Origin of the sequence: Thalassospira sp. CH_XMU1448-2, assembly GCF_037027285.1 — a bacterium.
Classification (GTDB): domain Bacteria; phylum Pseudomonadota; class Alphaproteobacteria; order Rhodospirillales; family Thalassospiraceae; genus Thalassospira; species Thalassospira profundimaris_C.
The window spans coordinates 441,643-460,146 of sequence record NZ_JAYMEA010000002.1 but is presented as its reverse complement, the minus strand read 5'-3'; the positions used below and the strand labels follow the sequence as shown (position 1 = coordinate 460,146).

Annotated in this window: 16 protein-coding genes; 9 read left to right on the top strand and 7 right to left on the bottom strand. The window is 53.8% G+C overall.

Going from position 1 to position 18,504, the window contains the following annotated elements; genetic code table 11:
* Positions 1 to 70: 70 nt before the first annotated feature.
* The 3 genes from WA318_RS09485 to WA318_RS09475 form a co-directional block, all read right to left on the bottom strand.
* Positions 71 to 1,531: an aminoacyl-histidine dipeptidase gene (locus WA318_RS09485; RefSeq protein WP_336080709.1), complete on the bottom strand. Its 1,461-nt coding sequence runs from the start codon at positions 1,529 to 1,531 to the stop codon at positions 71 to 73.
* A gap of 213 nt (positions 1,532 to 1,744) precedes the next feature.
* Positions 1,745 to 2,254, bottom strand: coding sequence for a GNAT family N-acetyltransferase (locus WA318_RS09480; RefSeq protein ID WP_114097629.1), 510 nt, complete (start codon positions 2,252 to 2,254; stop codon positions 1,745 to 1,747).
* Positions 2,255 to 2,351: 97 nt separating this feature from the next.
* Positions 2,352 to 3,983 (bottom strand): sensor domain-containing diguanylate cyclase, encoded by a 1,632-nt coding sequence (locus WA318_RS09475; protein ID WP_336080708.1) that lies wholly within the window; start codon positions 3,981 to 3,983, stop codon positions 2,352 to 2,354.
* 290 nt (positions 3,984 to 4,273) lie between these two features.
* Here WA318_RS09475 and WA318_RS09470 point away from each other — a divergent pair, with 290 nt between their 5' ends.
* Positions 4,274 to 4,894, top strand: coding sequence for an NUDIX domain-containing protein (locus WA318_RS09470; RefSeq protein WP_336080707.1), 621 nt, complete (start codon positions 4,274 to 4,276; stop codon positions 4,892 to 4,894).
* Between the two features lie 142 nt (positions 4,895 to 5,036).
* Positions 5,037 to 6,035 carry a cysteine synthase A gene (locus WA318_RS09465; RefSeq protein ID WP_114097626.1) on the top strand — a complete coding sequence of 333 codons (999 nt, stop codon included), beginning with the start codon at positions 5,037 to 5,039 and terminating at the stop codon, positions 6,033 to 6,035.
* Positions 6,036 to 6,116: 81 nt separating this feature from the next.
* Here the strand turns inward: WA318_RS09465 and WA318_RS09460 are convergent, their stop codons facing one another.
* Positions 6,117 to 7,505: an MFS transporter gene (locus WA318_RS09460; protein ID WP_336080706.1), complete on the bottom strand. Its 1,389-nt coding sequence runs from the start codon at positions 7,503 to 7,505 to the stop codon at positions 6,117 to 6,119.
* 110 nt (positions 7,506 to 7,615) lie between these two features.
* Here WA318_RS09460 and WA318_RS09455 point away from each other — a divergent pair, with 110 nt between their 5' ends.
* Positions 7,616 to 8,521 (top strand): LysR family transcriptional regulator, encoded by a 906-nt coding sequence (locus tag WA318_RS09455; RefSeq protein ID WP_336080705.1) that lies wholly within the window; start codon positions 7,616 to 7,618, stop codon positions 8,519 to 8,521.
* Between the two features lie 19 nt (positions 8,522 to 8,540).
* On the opposite strand, the gene WA318_RS09450 is transcribed toward WA318_RS09455, so the two are convergent.
* Positions 8,541 to 9,059: an AAA family ATPase gene (locus tag WA318_RS09450; protein ID WP_336080704.1), complete on the bottom strand. Its 519-nt coding sequence runs from the start codon at positions 9,057 to 9,059 to the stop codon at positions 8,541 to 8,543.
* Between the two features lie 142 nt (positions 9,060 to 9,201).
* On the opposite strand from WA318_RS09450, the gene WA318_RS09445 reads away from it, so the two are divergent.
* From WA318_RS09445 to WA318_RS09430, 4 genes are all read left to right on the top strand, one after another.
* On the top strand, positions 9,202 to 10,221 hold the full coding sequence (locus WA318_RS09445) for an LLM class flavin-dependent oxidoreductase (RefSeq protein WP_336080703.1): 1,020 nt from the start codon (positions 9,202 to 9,204) through the stop codon (positions 10,219 to 10,221).
* 139 nt (positions 10,222 to 10,360) lie between these two features.
* On the top strand, positions 10,361 to 10,888 hold the full coding sequence (locus WA318_RS09440) for a chloramphenicol phosphotransferase CPT family protein (protein ID WP_336080702.1): 528 nt from the start codon (positions 10,361 to 10,363) through the stop codon (positions 10,886 to 10,888).
* Positions 10,889 to 11,342: 454 nt separating this feature from the next.
* Positions 11,343 to 12,917: an L-lactate permease gene (locus WA318_RS09435; RefSeq protein ID WP_336080701.1), complete on the top strand. Its 1,575-nt coding sequence runs from the start codon at positions 11,343 to 11,345 to the stop codon at positions 12,915 to 12,917.
* Between the two features lies 1 nt (position 12,918).
* Positions 12,919 to 13,077 (top strand): hypothetical protein, encoded by a 159-nt coding sequence (locus tag WA318_RS09430; RefSeq protein ID WP_336080700.1) that lies wholly within the window; start codon positions 12,919 to 12,921, stop codon positions 13,075 to 13,077.
* 55 nt (positions 13,078 to 13,132) lie between these two features.
* Here WA318_RS09430 and WA318_RS09425 read toward each other — a convergent pair whose 3' ends face one another.
* Complete coding sequence (locus WA318_RS09425; RefSeq protein ID WP_336080699.1) at positions 13,133 to 13,765, bottom strand: LysE family translocator; 633 nt, start codon at positions 13,763 to 13,765, stop codon at positions 13,133 to 13,135.
* A gap of 362 nt (positions 13,766 to 14,127) precedes the next feature.
* On the opposite strand from WA318_RS09425, the gene WA318_RS09420 reads away from it, so the two are divergent.
* Both WA318_RS09420 and WA318_RS09415 read left to right on the top strand, forming a co-directional pair.
* Positions 14,128 to 15,783: an inverse autotransporter beta domain-containing protein gene (locus tag WA318_RS09420; protein ID WP_336080698.1), complete on the top strand. Its 1,656-nt coding sequence runs from the start codon at positions 14,128 to 14,130 to the stop codon at positions 15,781 to 15,783.
* Positions 15,784 to 15,855: 72 nt separating this feature from the next.
* Positions 15,856 to 17,016 (top strand): PA0069 family radical SAM protein, encoded by a 1,161-nt coding sequence (locus tag WA318_RS09415; protein WP_336080697.1) that lies wholly within the window; start codon positions 15,856 to 15,858, stop codon positions 17,014 to 17,016.
* A 33-nt stretch (positions 17,017 to 17,049) separates the two neighbouring features.
* Here the strand turns inward: WA318_RS09415 and tyrS are convergent, their stop codons facing one another.
* Positions 17,050 to 18,369, bottom strand: coding sequence for a tyrosine--tRNA ligase (gene tyrS, locus WA318_RS09410; RefSeq protein WP_114097618.1), 1,320 nt, complete (start codon positions 18,367 to 18,369; stop codon positions 17,050 to 17,052).
* Between the last annotated feature and the right edge of the window lie 135 nt (positions 18,370 to 18,504).

The window sequence follows — 18,504 nt, the reverse complement described above, 5'->3', positions numbered from 1 at the left end:
CGAAGCAATCCGGTCAGTCGCACCAACAGACTTCTAATCTGTGGGTTAAAGCCCCTTTTCAGGAAGCCCCTTACCCTTTGGTCGGGATCGCTTTAAGCGCCGCCAGAAGATAATCCCAGAAACGGGCAACACTTGGTACATGGACGCATTCGTCCGGGCTGTGGGCACGCTTGATGGTCGGGCCAAAGGAAACCATATCCCAGTGCGGATATTTCGCTCCCAGAACACCACATTCAAGACCGGCATGAATCACACGGATTTCCGGGTCCTTGCCAAACATGTCGCGGTGAACCGACTTCATCATGTCGACGACTTCACTGTTTGCGTTCGGTTTCCAGCCCGGATAGGCATCCCCCCACACAACAGTCGCACCGATCAGCTCAAAAACGGCGGTTGCCGCTTCGCGAATGGCATCACGCGCCGAATTGATCGAGCTGCGCGCTGACAGGGTCGCTTTGGCCGTACCATCTGCAAGCTTGATGATCGCAAGGTTGATCGAGGTTTCAACAACACCTTCGACCGAGGTGCTCATGGCCTGAACGCCGTTTGGAGCGCTTACACATGCGTTATTGAAGTTTTTGGAATCGGTTGCGCTCATTGCTGTTGCCGGAAGTGCGGCTTCTTTGGCTGCAATGGCGAAGTTCGGTTCAAGCGCGCCGATTTCGTCGCGCACCTCAGCCGCAAAGACAGAAAGTGCTGCGTCAAACGCACCAACCTTACCTTCTGGCAGAACGATGGTCGCAAAGGATTCACGCGGGATGGCATTGCGCGCCGTACCGGCATTGATCGAAACGATCCGGGCGTCGAAATCACGAATGGCGGTGCGCAGGAAACGCGCCATCAGCTTGTTCGCGTTACCAAGACCGAGAATGATATCAATCCCCGAATGACCGCCCTTTAGACCGGTCAGGGCAATATCGCGAGCAACATAACCGGCAGCAACTGCTTCGGGCGTGTAATCAAAGGTCGCGACCAGATCGCCACCACCGGCACAGCCGACGCAAAGCTCGTACTCGTCTTCAGTATCAAGGTTCAGAAGGATCTCGCCCTTGAGACGACCCGGCTCAAGATTCATCGCACCGGTCAGCCCGCGTTCTTCGTCAACCGTGAACAGAAGTTCAAGTGCACCATGCTCCAGCCCCTCTTCAGTCATGAAGCCCATCATGGCCGCAGCACCAATACCGTTATCCGCGCCAAGCGTGGTGTTGTCTGCGGTGATCCATTCGCCATCAATCAGCATTCGGATCGGATCGGTATCAAAATTGTGGGTCGAACCGGAATTCGCCTGGGTCACCATATCAACATGGGCCTGAAGGATCGTCATTTTACGATCTTCATATCCCGGTGTTGCCGGTATGGAGATCACAAGATTCTGACCACTGTCACGGAAATGCGTCAGACCTTTGTCATCTGCCATTTTTTCAAGAAGCTGAAGAACCGCTTCTTCCTTGGTCGACGGGCGCGGGGTATCGCAAAGTTTCTGAAAGTTTTCCCAAATTGCGACTGGCGCAATTTTGCTGATCTCGTTCACGGTGGCGCTCTCCTGTGTGGTCTGACCAGCCGTTTTCGGCTGAATATCTGGACTATGCGTTTTCGCGGGTTATCCTTGTTGATTACCCTATCGCAGGCCGAATTTAAAGCGCATCTACGTATTTTTGCGCAACCTGCAAATAAAGCGACAAAAAGCCCGCTACACTCGCAGAAAACAGCCTGAATTTAAGGAAACACGCAAATAAATGTCAGCCTAGTCGACCCCGACGGTTGTACTGCGCCGCTGCAAAAGCATCACATCGCGCCATTGTCCCGCCATTGGACCATAACCCATCCGTCCAAGACCACGTCGAAGACCGATTTCTTCAAAGCCAAGCCGCTTATGAAGGGCGATACTTGCAGTGTTTTCGGGAAAGATCCCGGCCTCCAGAGACCAGATACCCAGTGCCTCGCTTTCTGTGATCAGGCTGGAAAGAAGAGCCTTTCCAATCCCCTGCCCCTGTACATCCGGGTCAACATAAACCGATATCTCGGCAACACCACGATAGACGCATCGGCTTGAAACACCCGACAGTCCTGCCCAGCCGGTCACACGGCCGGTATCATCGCAGGCAACCAATCGGCATTCCTTGAGATGTCCGTCATCCCAGTTTTCCCAGGTTCCTGCATTTTCCTGAAATGTTGCATTCCCGGTTGAAATACCGCGCGCATAAATATCAACCACAGAAGCCCCGTCCTCAGGACGCATTGCACGAATGATCATGCTTCATACTCCGGCACAAACACGGTTTTGTCACAGGCAAGATTAAATCGGGAAGAGTGGGAAAAACTCAACCATCAAACGCGAGACTGATCAAGAACTAGCTATCCTGTTCGCGCTCGAACGTCCGGAAGATCAGCTGGTCGCGACCGGCTTCCTTGGCGGCATACATAGCCTCGTCGGCAAGTGCCATTGCTTCGGCCAGCTCAATGAACCTTTGCCGACCTTCACCGCCAACTGTTGCGCCAAAGCTTGCGGTAACTTTGGCAACAGCATCACCATCCTTTTCAACCGGCACTTCGATCGCGCGGATCATATTTGCAAGTCGTTCGCCAATGCGCTTGGTCACGGCTGCGGTTGCAGATGGCAACAGGACTGCGAATTCCTCACCGCCCAGACGTACAACGAGGTCATCATCACGCAATGCCTGACGCAGGGTCTCGGCCACTTTTTCCAGCACCCTGTCGCCAATAGCATGGCCATAGGTATCGTTGATATCCTTGAAGTAATCCAGATCAAGGATGATCAGACCAAAGACCCAGCTTTTGTCTTTCAGATGACGAATTTCACGCAATCGACTGACGGCGATTTCAAAACCACGCCGGTTCAAGGCACGGGTCAGCGGATCGGTCGATGCAAGAGTATCAAGCATCTGTTCCTTGCGCTTGTGATCGGTGATGTCGGTGGCAGATACCATCACCCCGCCACCTTCCATCATATTCATGCGAATATCGGCCAGCCGCCCGGACGGCGTTTGCATTTCATCAAGCGTCGCGTGCCCGTGACCATTTTGCTTCATCTTCGCATAGCATTCACGAAGGGCTGAAATATCAAATGACGGGCTATCATCCTCGGATTTCGGAACGCCAAACAGACGGGAAAATTCGTAATTATGATGAATGACCTTAAGGTCGCTATCAAGCATCGCCACCGCTGATGGCACAAGCCGGATCACTTCGGTTACCGCCTCTTCAAGGCTTGCCTTGGCACGCACCAATTCTTCATTCATTTCAACTTCGTCGCGCACATCATGCGCGGTCGTAAGAATGGCGGGTTTTCCGTCATGCCAAAGAATGCGTTCGTCAGTCAGGTCACGCCAGACCGAACTTCCATCATCAAGGATGTCCCGGACACGGTGTCGTTCACCGCGCAACGCGCCACTAAGAATACCTGCGACATGCTTCAGCGCGCGTGGACGGTTCTGTTCCGGTATAAAGCGCAGAACATTGGGGTTTTCCATGAATTTGCTGGCATTTTCCGCCCCCATAAGATGGGCAAAGGCATCATTGACATACAGCGCGGTCATATTGCGATGGACCATAACCCCGATAAAGGAGCGCCCCAACATGTGATCGACCTGCATGGCGGTCGTGCCATTGTCAATCATCTGAGCCGTGGTCAGAACAGCGTTACCCTGTCCCCATTCAACAGTTTCGTCGCTGATTTCCATCCAGACCGGCGTACCATCCGTACGGATGTTGTAGACTTTCTTCCAGCCGTGAAATCCGTGACCTTCCTGAAAGCCTTCGGACAGTTTGGCAGCCTCGTGGTGGAAACTTGGCGGGATGTATTGCCGCATGTCAGGTTCGCTCATGAAGTCCTTGACATCCCGGCGACCGAGCATCTTCGCATAGGCGTCATTGACATACACGGCTTTCAAATCCTGATGTACGACAACTCCCACGCGTGACCGCCCATACAGACGTGCGATTTCTGTTGGCTCAAACCGCATCAACGTCTTGTTTCCCCCGAAACTCTGAAATGCGAAGCCACATGTTTTCCCGTCACGTGGCTTTAATGATGCCTTAAATAGTACAACAGTTCAGGTATAATTAAAACATAGGGATGCCCTACCTATCCCAACGACGACCTGTTAAACCGGCATGGCCAGCACCACTACAGCCATGCGTTTCATCAAACACATACATAAGAATAAAAGAATATCACTTCCAGTTTAAAATTATTCCATCTTTTCGCGCATTCAAAACATGCCCGTCAACGAACAATCATGGAAAAGAAGCAATGCCTCACAAAACTTTTGACATCATCCAACGCAAACGTGGTTGGGACGGGTATTTCAAACTTGATGTCTATCGTCTGCAACATGACAAGTTTGATGGCGGGAAAAGTGCAATTCTTCAGCGCGAAATCCTGGAACGCGGGCATGCTGTCGCCGTCCTGCCCTATGACCCTGTACGTGATGAAGTCATTCTGATCGAGCAATTCCGCCCGGGCACATTGTCGGTTCAGGAACGCTATCCTGATATGCCCGTATGGCTGATCGAAATTGTCGCGGGCATCATCGAGGATGGCGAGACCGCCGAAAACGTCGCACTCCGTGAAACCATCGAAGAAGCCGGTTGCAAGATCATCGCACCGCTTGAAAAGATATCGCAATATTACGTGACACCGGGGTGTTCGAGCGAAACAGTCACCATGTTCTATGGGCGGGTTGATGCATCAAAGGTCGGCGGCATTCACGGTCTCGACGAAGAAGGCGAAGACATTCGCGTCTTTACCGTGTCCGCAGAAGAATGCTTTGCCATGTTGCAGAATGGACAACTCTGCAATGCAACGACAACCATTGCCATTCAATGGCTGATGCTGAACCGCGACCGCATCCGCAAGGAAGCTGGCATTTAGCATCTGTTTCGCTGCATTTCGACGACTGTGAAATTCAACACAAACTTTTCGTTATAATTTCCAAACTATCTTGACTTTTGTGTAATAAAGTCCCAATCAACAACTAATCAAATTTTGAACCCAACCACGTTTGGAGTCTGTCATGGACATACGCAATGGCACCATCGAAGCCATTGGCCGCACCCCGCTTGTGAAGCTGAAAAAGGTTTCCGAGCTGACGGGTTGCACCATTCTTGGCAAGGCCGAATATGCAAATCCGGGCGGATCGGTCAAAGACCGTGCTGCCCTTGCCATCATTCGTGATGCCGAGGCCCGCGGCCTTCTGAAACCCGGCGGCGTGATTGTCGAAGGTACGGCTGGCAATACCGGCATTGGCCTTGCTGTTGTTGGCAACGCGCTTGGCTATCGCACTGTGATTGTCATTCCGGAAACCCAGAGTCAGGAAAAGAAAGATCTTCTGCGTCTGCTTGGTGCTGATCTGCGCGAAGTTCCGGCTGTACCCTATCGCGATCAGAACAACTATGTGCATGTTTCCCGCCGTCTGGCCGAAGAACTGGCACAAACCGAACCCAATGGCGCCATCTGGGCCAACCAGTTTGACAACGTTGCCAACCGTCAGGGCCATATCGACACCACGGCACCCGAAATCTGGGAACAGACCGACGGGAAGATTGATGGCTTTATCTGTGCAGTCGGCACTGGCGGCACGCTTGCCGGTGTTTCGCTCGCGCTGAAAGAGCGCAACAAAAACATCCAGATCGGCCTTGCCGATCCGATGGGTGCGGCCCTTTACAGCCACTACAAGTTCGGTGAACTGAAATCCGAAGGCAGCTCGATCTCCGAGGGCATTGGTCAAGGCCGTATCACCGCCAACCTTGAAGGCGTTGACATCGATCACCCGTTCCAGATTTCGGATGAAGAAATGCTGCCGATCGTCTTTGACCTGCTTAAGGAAGAAGGTCTGTGCATGGGCGGATCGACCGGCATTAACATTGCCGGTGCAGTGCGCCTTGCCCGCGAACTGGGCCCGGGCAAAACCATTGTCACGATCCTGTGCGACCTTGGCACCCGCTATCAGAGCAAGCTTTGGAATCCCGAATTCCTTAAGGAAAAAGGTCTTCCAAGCCCCGATTGGCTGTAAGTCCCAACGCCTTGTCCAACACAAAACCCCGCCAGTTCGACTGGCGGGGTTTTGTTTTTGTCATCTGCCTTGAACGCAGTTTCAGGTCGCGTCGGCCAGTTCCACTGACAGGGACGAACGCCCTTTCTCCTTGGGAACGGCCTGAGCCGCTTGCGATGCCAACCGCCACAGATAAATGCCGCACAGAAGCGCACCAACCAGCAAGGCACCGGCAAATCCCGCCACCGCATTCCAGCCACCATGTGACCAGAACCAGCCACCGACCGAGCCCATGATGCTTGACCCAAGATAATAGGCCAGCAGATAGAGCGACGATGCATGGCCTTTGGAGGTCTTGGCAAGTCGCCCGACCCAGCCGCTTGCAATCGAATGGGCAACGAAAAATCCACTGGTCAGAACCACAATGCCACCAATGATCCCGCCAAGGCTTTCAAGCATGGTGAGCGCAACACCAAGACCGGCCAACAAAATCCCGACCACAAGAACCGGCCCCCGGCCCAGCTTGTCTGATAAAGCCCCGGCAAGGGATGACATCACCGATCCACACAGATAGACCACAAAGATCAGACCGATCTGACTTTGACTAAGGCCATAGGGCGCATCAGATAGCCGGAACCCGACATAGTTAAACACCGTGACAAAACAGCCCATGGCAAAGGCACCGACCAGAAACACAAAGGGCAATCCGGCATGTTTAAGGTGCCCGCCCCAGGCCCGCATATGGTAGCGTACCTGAAAGCCCGGACGGCGAACAAAGTTGCGCGATGTCGGCAACAAAACGGCAAAGCCAAGGGCTGCAAGCAATCCAAGCGCCCCCATGGCCCCAAGGGCCGCGTGCCAGCCAAACAGGTCAGTCAGAAAACCGATCACGACACGACCACTCAGGCCACCGATTGCCGTGCCACTGATATAGATGCCCATCGCCATGCCCAACCCTTTGGGGTCGATTTCCTCGGCCAGATAGGCCATGGCAACAGCGGGAACACCACCAAGTACAAGTCCCTCAACCGCGCGCAGCGCCAGAAAGGCATGCCAGTCCGACAGAAACGGCGCGATCACATTCAGGATCGATGCCACACACATCGACACCAGCATCAATTGTTTGCGCCCGGTGGCTTCGGACACGGCACCGGCCAACAAAATGGCAAAAGCCAGAAGCCCGGTGGTCAGTGACAGCGCAAGCGAGCTTTCAGCAGGCCCGACGCCAAAATGATCGGCCAGTTCGGGCAACAGTGGCTGCACACAATAGATCAGGGAAAAGGTCGCATATCCGGCAAGGAAAAGCGCAACACTGATCCGGCGAAATGCGGCAGAACCCGGACTGATCCAGACCGGTTCTGCAGGCATATGCGCATTGGCGGACGCGAGCGGGTTATCAGTACGCTGGGGAAGCGCACTTATCGACGATGCCGACATGGCTGTTACTTCTTGCACATGGGACTCAGGTTCCTGTTCCGGAGAAACAGACATTTGCGACCTCGTTTAGAAGGGTTCGTGGGGTATGGTTATGATTGCATTCCTTTCGTCATCCGTCCAATATATGGAACAGTCATTCTTGATATGTTTTGGATATATCGTAAATGGAACTTCGTCATATTCGCTACTTTCTGGCCGTCGCCCGCGAAGGCAATTTCACCCGCGCCGCCGCCCGGATCGGCATCGGTCAACCGCCACTTAGTCAGCAAATCCGCGACCTTGAAACCGAAATTGGTACGGCCCTTTTCCATCGCGTACCCCATGGCGCCGAACTGACAGAAGCCGGATCAGCGTTTTACGATGTGGTTGTCCAATTCCCCGATCTTGCCGAACGTGCCATTCGCGCAGCCCAGCGGGCCGGTCGTGGCGAAGTCGGGTCCATTCGCGTCGGGTTCACCGCCTCTGCCGCATTCAGCCCGTCCGTACCTCGGGTCTTTCGCGACTTTCGCCGTGCCTATCCCGGTGTCGAAATGACGCTTGAAGAAGCCAACTCGGCACAGCTTGTCGCAAGCCTGCGCGAAGAACGCCTTGATGCGGTGTTTCTTCGTCAGGATGCGATTGCAGGAGATGGCATTCGCCTGCATGTGATTTCATCCGAACCGATGGTGGCCGTGCTTCCGGCCGGTCACCCGGCCGCACGGCACGACAAGATATCGCTGGCTGACTTGCGCGATGATGCATTGATCCTGACGCCGCGGGCCGTTGGCCCCACCCATTTCGACAAGGTGGTCACCGCCTGCCGTGACGCCGGGTTTGAACCGCAACTGGGTCAGATCGCCCCGCAGCTGGGATCGGTCATTAACTTTGTTGCTGCCGAACTTGGCTTTTCACTGGTACCCAAACCAATGACACAGCTTCAGGCCAATGGCGTTGCCTATCGCGAGATCGAGGGCAACGTTCCAATTGCCCAGTTGTCACTGGCCTATCGCAGCAACGATATTTCGATCGCGCTTCGAAATTTCGTCAGCCGCACGCTTGCTGCACATCGAAAACCTGACATCGATAAATAGGCAAACAAACATATTCTATTCAGATGGTTGCAATCCGTTCCCGAACAAAACTGACAAGCATATCGGCAGATGCATCAAGGGTCTGCAAAGCCGTATCAATCACAAGATCCGCTTCGGCCCAGGAATGATATTCTCGGTCACAGACCTTTTGCCAGTCGGGCAGTTTCAGGTTGTCGATATCGCTCTTGCGGGTTTCAACCCGATGGCGATGCTGATCACGATCAGAACAAATCAGTTCAATCTGAACAAAGGATTTATCTGCCATCCTTGCAGCTTCTCGCCATTCGGCACGGGAAACTTCAATCGGATTGACCGCATCCCCGATCACCAAGTGCCCAAGACGCAAATTATCCGTGGCAATCCGGTTTGCCACAACATATCCGACCGGCCCCATTTCATCGGATGGAACAACACCACAATCAATAATCGCCTGCTCTATCGTGTCAATTCGCAGATGGATCGCACCGAGTTCCCGGGCAGCCAATCTGGCAATCGACGTTTTACCCACACCGGGCAATCCACCAAGAATGATCAACATTTTCAATGCTCCAAGATAGGGCATCCATATGACCATTCCGGTTTGGGACTGGCAAGACGATGATTTCGGGCTAGATTAAGCCCAACTGTGAAATCTCGCACCCCGCATTGCGGCCTTGTGCGCCAAACCGAAAGTCTGGCTGATGCTACGATATTCCCTTCTTGATCTTTGCCCGGTAAATGCGGGCGAACATCCTTCAGATGCCCTGCGCAATACCCTTGAACTTGCCCGGCATGCCGAAAAACTCGGTTATCACCGCTATTGGCTGGCCGAACATCACAATATGCCCGGCATTGCCAGTGCGGCGACGTCCGTTGTCATGGCACATGTCGCGGCTGGCACCAAAACCATCCGGGTTGGATCGGGTGGCGTGATGCTGCCAAACCACGCGCCGCTTGTGATTGCTGAACAGTTCGGCACCCTTGATGCACTTCATCCCGGCCGTATTGATCTTGGCATTGGACGCGCGCCGGGCACGGATCAACGCACCGCTGCCGCCCTGCGTCGTGACATGCATGGATCCGAAGAACGCTTTATTCAGGATGTCTTGCAAGTGCAGGCCTTCCTTGCCCCCCTTGAAGGCAACCCGCCGATCCGTGCGGTTCCCGGTTACGGATCACAAGTGCCAATGTGGCTTTTGGGAAGCAGCCTGTTTTCTGCCGACCTTGCCGCACGCCTTGGCCTGCCCTTTGCCTTTGCATCGCATTTTGCCCCTGACATGCTGATGGATGCCCTGACCCTTTATCGCCATCGCTTTGAGCCAAGCGAACAGCTTGATAAACCCTATGCGATTGCCGCGATGGGATTCTTTGCCGCCGACACGGACGAGGAAGGCGAATATCTTGCGACATCGATGCAGCAACAATTCCTGAATCTGCGCCGTGGCACGCCAGGTCAGCTGCCCAAACCGGTCAGGGATATGAGCGAAATCTGGAACCGTGTTGAAAAGGCCGGTGTGGATCACGCCATGCGCTATGCCGCGATTGGCGGACGCGACACTGTACGCAAAAAGCTTCGCGAATTTGCCTATATAACCAATGCCGACGAGATCATGGTGACGGCAAATATCTTTGATCAGGCTGCACGCCAGAAATCCTTTGCGATTGCCGCAGAATTGTTTGCCGAAATGAACGCGCAAAGCAGTGACAAGGATTGCGCATAAGCCTTCAAAAGCTCCAAGGCACGAAGTGGCGGCAGATTTCTATTTGCCGCCATTTTTGTATTTGGATGGCTTTACCCCACAAGCGAAGCCACCTATCGTGTTGGCATAAATCACACCACCACTGAATACGGGATTTCAGGTGTTTATCCTTTTGAACGGCACATTGAGTGCAGGCAAAACAAGCATTGCACATACGTTGCGCAAACAACTTGCCGACCCGACCCTGATATTCTCGCGCGATCAGTTTCATCAATCCCTGCCCGCGCAGTTTTGGGAAGATGCAGCGCTTCGTCGTCTAATCGGCCCGCCTCTCTTTCGCCAGTTCCATCAATCACTGCTGCCGTTTTGTACCGAGGAACAGAATGTGATCATTGATCACGTTCTTAATCAGGCGGAATGGGCGCCTGAAATTGCCGGAATATTTGAAGGTGTCGATCTGTATTTCATCGGCGTGAAATGCCCGATTGAAATCACAGAAGAACGCGAAAGATCAAGAGATGATCGCCCGAACGGTTTGGCAAGGTCGCAAATCGATGTCGTGCATGCACATGGCGCTTATGATTTCACAGTTGATACATCCCGCTTGTCTGCACAGCGGTGTGCCGCAGACATTATCAATCATGTCAGAAACAATCGACCGACAGCTTTTCATCGCCTTCTTGCGTGATAGAACCGACACACCTGATCGCATTGGAACGCATAACAGCCAAAGAAACCTACGCCATTCGTCATCAGGTTCTGAGGCCCAATGAGTCAGTTGAATATTGCATGCTTGCTGACGACGGTGGGGCCTTTCATTTCGGCAGATATGTGGATCATCAAGTGGTGTGTCTTGTGTCGCTTTCATAAAGGCTGAAGACAAGGTCCCTTAACAATTGTTCAGCGTTAAAATCATAACAAACGTATCGCCATAGCGGGCACCAACCGTCGGATCACACTAGATACAGCACATGATTGTTCATTGACTTGGCTTGATGTGCTCCAGTTCGTATAGGTCGTTTCATCATACGAAATACCAACTTACGCTACTTGCGCTTGCATCACAGCTCGGACAATATGCGCATCCCGTCGCATCGATCGACGGCAGCCCCATTGTTTCAAAAGGTTATGGTGCGCCACCCATGAGTGACTTTTTACTGGCAGCATTGCCAATCGCAACCATCCTGTTTCTGATGATCAAGGCAAACTGGGGGGCTGCACGTGCAGGTGCTGCCGCGTGGTTTGTCACCGCAATCATCGCCGTCTTTTTCTTTGGCGCACCAACCGAAATGCTGATCATCGCCCAGGCCAAGGGCGTGATGCTTGGCCTTTATATTCTCTACATCGTCTGGGCGGCGCTCATCCTGTATTTCGCTGCCGACGAAGCGGGTGCAATCAAAACCATCGGGCGCGCCATCCGGTCGCTGACCGATGATCGCCCCTTGCAACTTCTGATCCTTGGCTATGTGTTTGCAAGCTTCCTTCAGGGTGTTGCCGGCTTTGGTGTGCCGATTGCAGTTGTCGCCCCGCTGCTTCTGGGCATGGGGTTCTCGCCGGTACTGGCCGTTGCAGCCCCGATGATCGGGCACAGCTGGTCGGTGCTGTTTGGCAATATGGCAACCTCGTTTGAAGCATTGATCGGTGTGACCGGCATTCCGGGCACGGAACTGACCCATTATTCCGCCATCCTTCTGGGACTTTCCGGCTTTAGCTGTGGCGCTGCTGTTCTGTGGCTTGATGGTGGTTTCCGCACCATTCGTCGCCGTGTTGTGCCACTTGTCCTGATTTCCGGCGTCATGGGTGTGGTGCAATATTGCATGGCCAATTACGGCGTTTGGACGCTGGGCGGCCTGACTGCGGGCATCGCCGGTCTTGTGACGTCAATCATCGTCACCCGTTTCTGGAAACCGCATCCCGATGACGTCGCCGAACAGGTCGCCGATGATCATCATAACATGCCATTGCTTGAAGCCCTGACACCCTATCTGGTCTTTATTGGTCTGGTAACACTGGCAACCTTTGTTCCCGGCATGGAAAGCATTCTGGGCAAAGTGCGCTTCACACTTGATTTCCCGGAAACGGCCACTTCTTTGGGCTGGGTCATCAATGCCGAAAGCGCCAAGTCGATTGCCATTTTCGGCCATCCCGGCGCGCTATTGCTTTATACCGCTGCGATCAGCTTTACCTTCTTCAAGCTGCGCGGCCATTATGATGCAGGGATTGGCAAGCGTATCTGGCAACGCACGCTCAAAAGCGGCCTGCCAACCAGCATCGGCATGGTGCCGGTGATCGGTCTTGCCATCATCATGGATCATGCCGGCATGACCTATGCCCTTGCCGAGGGCGGTGCGGCGATTTTCTCGGGTGCTTTTGCTGTTGCCTATCCGGTGATATCGCCTGCCATCGGAGCGCTAGGGGCCTTCATGACCGGCAGCACAAACAATTCCAACGTCGTGTTCGGCATGTTCCAGCGCCATACAGCTGAATTGTCGGGACTTTCAACCTCACTTATTCTTGCCGCACAGGCTACCGGTGCCTCGCTTGGCAGTATGCTGGCACCTTCAAAGATTCTGGTTGGATGTTCGACTGTTGGTCTTTCGGGCAAGGAAGGCCCGGTATTATCCGTGGTTCTGAAAACCGGTGTGATCCTGACAGCCCTTTGCGGCTTCATGGCACTTGGTATCATGTTGATCGCAACGATGAACGGGGGCTCCTGAAATGAAACAGAAACTGTTCAACCCGGTCTTTCTGGTTCTGGCATCAATCATCCTTCCGATTGCCAGTTTTGAGGCCCTTGTGATGGGCAGCATTGCGGCAAGTGACATCCTGCTTGCGCTATTTTGTGCCGTCATGGCGTTGATCATCGTCCGCAAATAAAAACCCGCCGGGGCATGGCCACCGGCGGATTTGCAGATCGGCTGGAATGCAACACCTAGGGTCGGAAGGTTGCAAGCTTCAGCCCAAAGGCAATAAAGACCGCACCGGTGGTTGCCTTGAGCGCGCGCTGGAACCGGCCACTCCCGGCAAAGCGCGTCAAACGCGCCAGCAACAGGATGATCGCCCCGAACCAGATGGCGTTGATTGCAGCATGCACGCAGACCAGCACAAAGGCCGATGATACCGCCCCTTCACCCGCCGGAATGAATTGCGGAAACGCTGCCAGATAAAAGATCGAGACTTTCGGGTTCAGAACATTGGTCAGGAACCCTTCGCCATAGGCCATGACAAGGGTCCGCTTGCGCTTGGCCGGGGTAATTTCCCGAACGGTCTGAACACCGCGCCATGCATCGCGCAATGCCTTGAAACCGATCCAGCATAAATAGGCCGCCCCCAACAACTTGACGACCATAAATGCCTGTGCCGATTGCACAAGGATCACCGATATCCCGAGGATCGATAATGTCCCGTGGATGTAAAAGGCTGTGACAAATCCGGCGACATTGGCAAAACCGGCTGCACGACCGGATGTCGGCACCGTTTTGGCCACCAAAACACCATTCGGCCCGGGCGACATCACCAATAAGGATGTCACAAGCGCAAAGCTCAAAAACTGGGTCCAATCCATGGGGCAGCTCCCTGCTACGTGGTTATGCATGTTGACAGCGCATGACGACTATAGCTCCACACGGTATTCCAACAAGAAAATGATTGTGACCATGACATTTGCCCAGAGGTCACGCCCCTCGCGCTCTTCGCGTTCCTCGCTCCCCCCGCGGAAAATGATAACTTTTCGAAAAATGATAAAGAATAGAAGTGGTTCCGGTACCCGCATCGCATTAGATTTTTAGCGAAAATACAGATGCGGCGCACAGTCGCACATTTACGGGGCACCAATTTCCCCATGAGCCAACAGCCCCCTGCTCCTCGCAAGTGCATCGGCATATCGCTGTTGCGCAATGAACTTTTCTGACCAGATTGATCATGTACATGACCAAAGCCACCCTGCCCGTCTTCCTGTTTGCCATCACTTTTTTTGCAACATCCACGACTCAAGCCGATACCTTGCCAAATACGGATAAATGGGGTGGCCATATTGATCTTGAAGGCAAGGCAGGTACAGATCGCAACCTTGGTGAAACAGATCTGTTCATTCCGCTTTGGCAGGATGAGGACACACTGACATTCACCAGCCTTCGCGCCCGGATGGATGACAATAACAGCCACGAAGGGAACTTCGGTCTTGGCATTCGCCAGATGCTGGATAGCGGATGGAACCTTGGCGGCTATGGCTATTTTGATCGCCGTCACAGCCCGTATGCACACAAATTCAACCAGTTGACCTTCGGCGCAGAGGCCCTGTCGCTTGATTGGGATTTCCGCGCCAATGGTTATATCCCGATCGGAACAACAAGATATCTTGAAGACAGCCTAAGCACTGTCGAGTTCACCGGTTCGTCCATCTTGTATAGACAGGGCGAGGAACGTGCACTTCGCGGATTTGATGCAGAAATCGGCTGGCGCATTCCGTTATTTAAGGCTGATGCCGGACAGCAACTCCGTGCCTATGCCGGTGGTTATCGCTTTACGGAAGACGGTGTTGATACTGTGCAGGGTCCGCGTGGACGACTGGACCTGACCTTTGATGAAGTCCCCTTTTTGTGGGAAGGGTCGCGCTTCTCGCTCGGGGCGGAAATTCAGCATGACAGCCCACGGGGCACGCAGGGCTTTGCCAGCTTCCGCCTTCGTATCCCGTTGCAAGGCTTCGGCGATACTCCGAAACCCCGCCTGAGCGCGATGGAACGGCGCATGACCGATCCCATCATTCGCGACATTGATGTGGTCAGTCAGGCCGGACAGTTTTCTGAAGCAAGTGAAATCACCCAGACTGCGGACGGGAAAACGATCACAGTTCTGAACAGCAACTCGACATCGGCGGCGAACTTTGCCACTGACATTGCCAATGCAGGTGCCAATTCAACCGTAATCCTGAGCGGTAATTACACCGCAATCAATTCCGTCACAACGGTTCAAAGTGGACAAACAATTGTCGGGGGTGGCGCACTCGACATCAAAACCCCGACAGGACGGTCGGTTACGGTCACCATTCCGGATGCATCAATCTCGGGCACCGGCAGTAATGGCGGCGCCGGCGGTGGTGCACGTTTCTTTAACATGGCCGATAACAGCAGCCTGATTGGTGTGACCGCGAACGTTAACACGACCGGGTCAGCATACATCGTCCACATCGAAGGAAAGCAAAATGTTACCATTCGGAACAACAACCTGACAACGCAGAACGACAACTCAACCGCAGGCGCTATCATAATCAGAGACAGCCAGGATGTGACCATCAAGAATAATGTTTCATCCATTACCTCCAATGCAAATGGTGCCCGATTCCTGGCGATTATCGGCAACAATTCCAACATCAGCATCGATGACAACAAGCTTTCCGTGAGCGGAGCAGGCTTCGACAAGCGATTTGTGTTCTTCGCCAATTCATCAACCATAAACAACCTGTCAGGGACAGGTAATACCACCAACAACGTCAACCCATGCGGTGACGGCGGCGGAACCCCTCCCACCGTTACTGGCACAGTCACGGTAGACGGTACCGCGGTAGACGGCAGCGCCTGTCCATAACGTGATGCTATAAAAATCTGGACATATCGGCTTCGGCTTGAATGTTCTTCTTTTGTTCTTTATTGTGAGCGCATGAAGAACAATATCAGCCAACCCCATGCCCACGCCCGCGCTGTCATTTTTGATGATGGATGGTCAAACGCGAAATGTGATCTGAACATCTTGCCCGCCCGCGGTCAAAAAGGGCGCGGGGCTGTTTCGAATATTGACGGTCGATTTGAACGTCACATCCATCAGGCGGTTGATGATGGATGGCTCGGGCAATTAATGGAAGATGCCCCGCCGCGCATCAAAACCACCCTTGGCATTGATGGCGCACGCAGCGTCATCACCAGAAACCAAAGCCCGGATGTTCCCTTTGACCGGTCGATCAATCCCTATCGCGGGTGTGAGCATGGCTGCATCTATTGCTTTGCCAGACCCACCCACGCCTATCTGGGCCTGTCACCGGGGCTTGATTTTGAAACCCGCCTGTTCTGGAAACCGGAAGCCGCATCCCTGTTACGCAAACAACTTTCAAGCAAGGCCTACAACCCTGCTCCGATCGTGATCGGCACCAGCACCGATCCCTATCAACCGGTCGACCGTGACAAGAAACTGACCCGCGACATCATCAAGGTTCTGACAGATTGCCAGCATCCATTTTCGATCATCACCAAAAGTGCGCTGGTGACCCGCGACATTGATCTTATTGCCCCGATGGCGGCGCGCAATCGCGCATCGGTTGCCGTTTCAGTCACGAGCCTTGATCACAGACTTTCCAATCTTCTGGAACCGCGTGCCTCTGCGCCACATCGCAGGCTTGATGCCATCCGCAAGCTTTCAGACGCAGGGATTCCGGTCACTGTGCTTGCCGCCCCGATCATCCCGGGCCTGAATGATATGGAGATTGAAAACATCGTGGCAGCCTGTGCCGATGCCGGGGCCTGCTCGATCAGCCACATTGTCCTGCGCCTGCCGCTCGAAATTGCCGATCTGTTCGAAGAATGGCTGGAGGCACACTATCCCGAGCGCAAGGACAAGGTTATGTCACTCATCCGCCAGATGCGCGGTGGCGAACGCTATCAGTCGGAATTTGGTAACCGTATGCGCGGCACCGGTCCGATTGCCGAAATGATCGCCCATCGTTTCAAACTGGCACGCAAGAAATATAACCTGACCGGCCGGTCAATGGATCTTGATTGCAGCGGCTTCAAGCGGCCCAGCGCGGACGGGCAGATGTCGCTGTTCTGACATCTGCCCGTCAGATATCGAGCTGCCATGCCCTTAGCCGACACGCTTGATCGCGGCATGACGCTTTTTGCCAACTGAAAGCTGCAGCAACTCCCAATCATCAAATGCGTAATGCAGTACATGATGTTCCGGGTCGGTGATTTGCTTGTCATCAATGCGCACCGCGCCCGCTTCGACCAGACGGCGGGCTTCGCTATTGGTTTTGGCAAATCCGGCCATGACAATCAGGGCAAGGATCCCGATCCCGTCTTGTAGCGCATGAGCAGTGAATTCGAGTGTCGGCAAACCACTGAGATCACCGTTGGCACCAAAGATGCCATCGGCGGCTGATTTGGCAGCTTCAAGTTCAAACTCGCCATGGGCAAGCCTTGTGGCTTCATCGGCCAGAACAACCTTGGCGTCATTGATGTCGGCACCGGACAATTGTTCAAGCTGTTCGATATCAAGCAACGGAAGATCGGTGAACAGACGCAGGAAACGCCCAACATCACCATCCTCGCAATTGCGCCAGAACTGCCAGTAATCAAAGGTACTCAGCCGGTCGGCATTCAGCCACACCGCCCCTGCCGCCGTTTTGCCCATCTTCACACCCGATGACGTTGTCAGAAGCGGTGCTGTCATCCCGAACACTTCATTACCATCGACCCGGCGCACAAGATCGACACCATTGATGATGTTGGCCCATTGATCGCCCCCGCCCATCTGCGCGCGGCATCCAAAGCGCCGCGACAGCTCCAGAAAATCAAAGGCCTGCAAGATCATGTAGTTGAATTCAAGGAAGCTGAGGCTTTCCTGACGTTCCAGACGTGATTTCACGGAATCAAATGACAGCATCCGGTTGACCGAAAAGTGTCGCCCGATATCACGCAAAAGATCGACATAGCCCAACTGGTCAAGCCAGTCGGCGTTATTGACCAGAACCGCATCGGTTGGGCCATCGCCAAAACGCAGGAAACGACCAAACACCTTGCGAATGCCATTGATATTGGCGGTGATCTGTTCATCAGTCAGGATCGGACGCGCTTCCGAGCGAAAACTGGGATCCCCGATGCGCGTCGTCCCGCCACCGACCAGAACAATCGGCTTGTGCCCGTGGCGCTGCAACCAGCGCAGTGTCATGATCGGCAACAGATGGCCCACATGCAGGCTATCAGCCGTGGCATCAAATCCGATGTAGACCGGCACGGCTTCTTCACTGGCAAGAATACGATCCAGCCCCGCAAAGGAGGTACATTGATGGATAAAACCGCGTGCATGCAGGGCCAGCAACGCATCGGATTCAAATCCGTTTGCCGTCACTTCACTGGCATTTTGCGGCGTTGTCGGGTGATCAACAGGTTGGGATATTGTCATTTCGGTTTTCCTTGATGGTGGGACCACCTCGGGCAAACCGGTTTATGGAAAAAACAAAGGCCGCCCTGGGGCAGCCGGTCTTGGTTTAATTTACAAACACATCAACAGGCGCCGCACTATGTGTGCAGCGGATAA

What these genes read in the sequence shown, in the direction of transcription:
- WA318_RS09450 (WP_336080704.1), bottom strand. Translation starts at nt 9,059, where the DNA reads ATGTTGATCATTCTTGGTGGATTGCCCGGTGTGGGTAAAACGTCGATT.
- WA318_RS09455 (WP_336080705.1), top strand. Translation starts at nt 7,616, where the DNA reads ATGGAACTTCGTCATATTCGCTACTTTCTGGCCGTCGCCCGCGAAGGC.
- WA318_RS09430 (WP_336080700.1), top strand. Translation starts at nt 12,919, where the DNA reads ATGAAACAGAAACTGTTCAACCCGGTCTTTCTGGTTCTGGCATCAATC.
- WA318_RS09420 (WP_336080698.1), top strand. Translation starts at nt 14,128, where the DNA reads ATGACCAAAGCCACCCTGCCCGTCTTCCTGTTTGCCATCACTTTTTTT.
- WA318_RS09415 (WP_336080697.1), top strand. Translation starts at nt 15,856, where the DNA reads ATGAAGAACAATATCAGCCAACCCCATGCCCACGCCCGCGCTGTCATT.
- WA318_RS09465 (WP_114097626.1), top strand. Translation starts at nt 5,037, where the DNA reads ATGGACATACGCAATGGCACCATCGAAGCCATTGGCCGCACCCCGCTT.
- WA318_RS09435 (WP_336080701.1), top strand. Translation starts at nt 11,343, where the DNA reads ATGAGTGACTTTTTACTGGCAGCATTGCCAATCGCAACCATCCTGTTT.
- WA318_RS09475 (WP_336080708.1), bottom strand. Translation starts at nt 3,983, where the DNA reads ATGCGGTTTGAGCCAACAGAAATCGCACGTCTGTATGGGCGGTCACGC.
- WA318_RS09425 (WP_336080699.1), bottom strand. Translation starts at nt 13,765, where the DNA reads ATGGATTGGACCCAGTTTTTGAGCTTTGCGCTTGTGACATCCTTATTG.
- WA318_RS09445 (WP_336080703.1), top strand. Translation starts at nt 9,202, where the DNA reads ATGCTACGATATTCCCTTCTTGATCTTTGCCCGGTAAATGCGGGCGAA.
- WA318_RS09460 (WP_336080706.1), bottom strand. Translation starts at nt 7,505, where the DNA reads ATGTCTGTTTCTCCGGAACAGGAACCTGAGTCCCATGTGCAAGAAGTA.
- WA318_RS09480 (WP_114097629.1), bottom strand. Translation starts at nt 2,254, where the DNA reads ATGATCATTCGTGCAATGCGTCCTGAGGACGGGGCTTCTGTGGTTGAT.
- tyrS (WP_114097618.1), bottom strand. Translation starts at nt 18,369, where the DNA reads ATGACAATATCCCAACCTGTTGATCACCCGACAACGCCGCAAAATGCC.
- WA318_RS09470 (WP_336080707.1), top strand. Translation starts at nt 4,274, where the DNA reads ATGCCTCACAAAACTTTTGACATCATCCAACGCAAACGTGGTTGGGAC.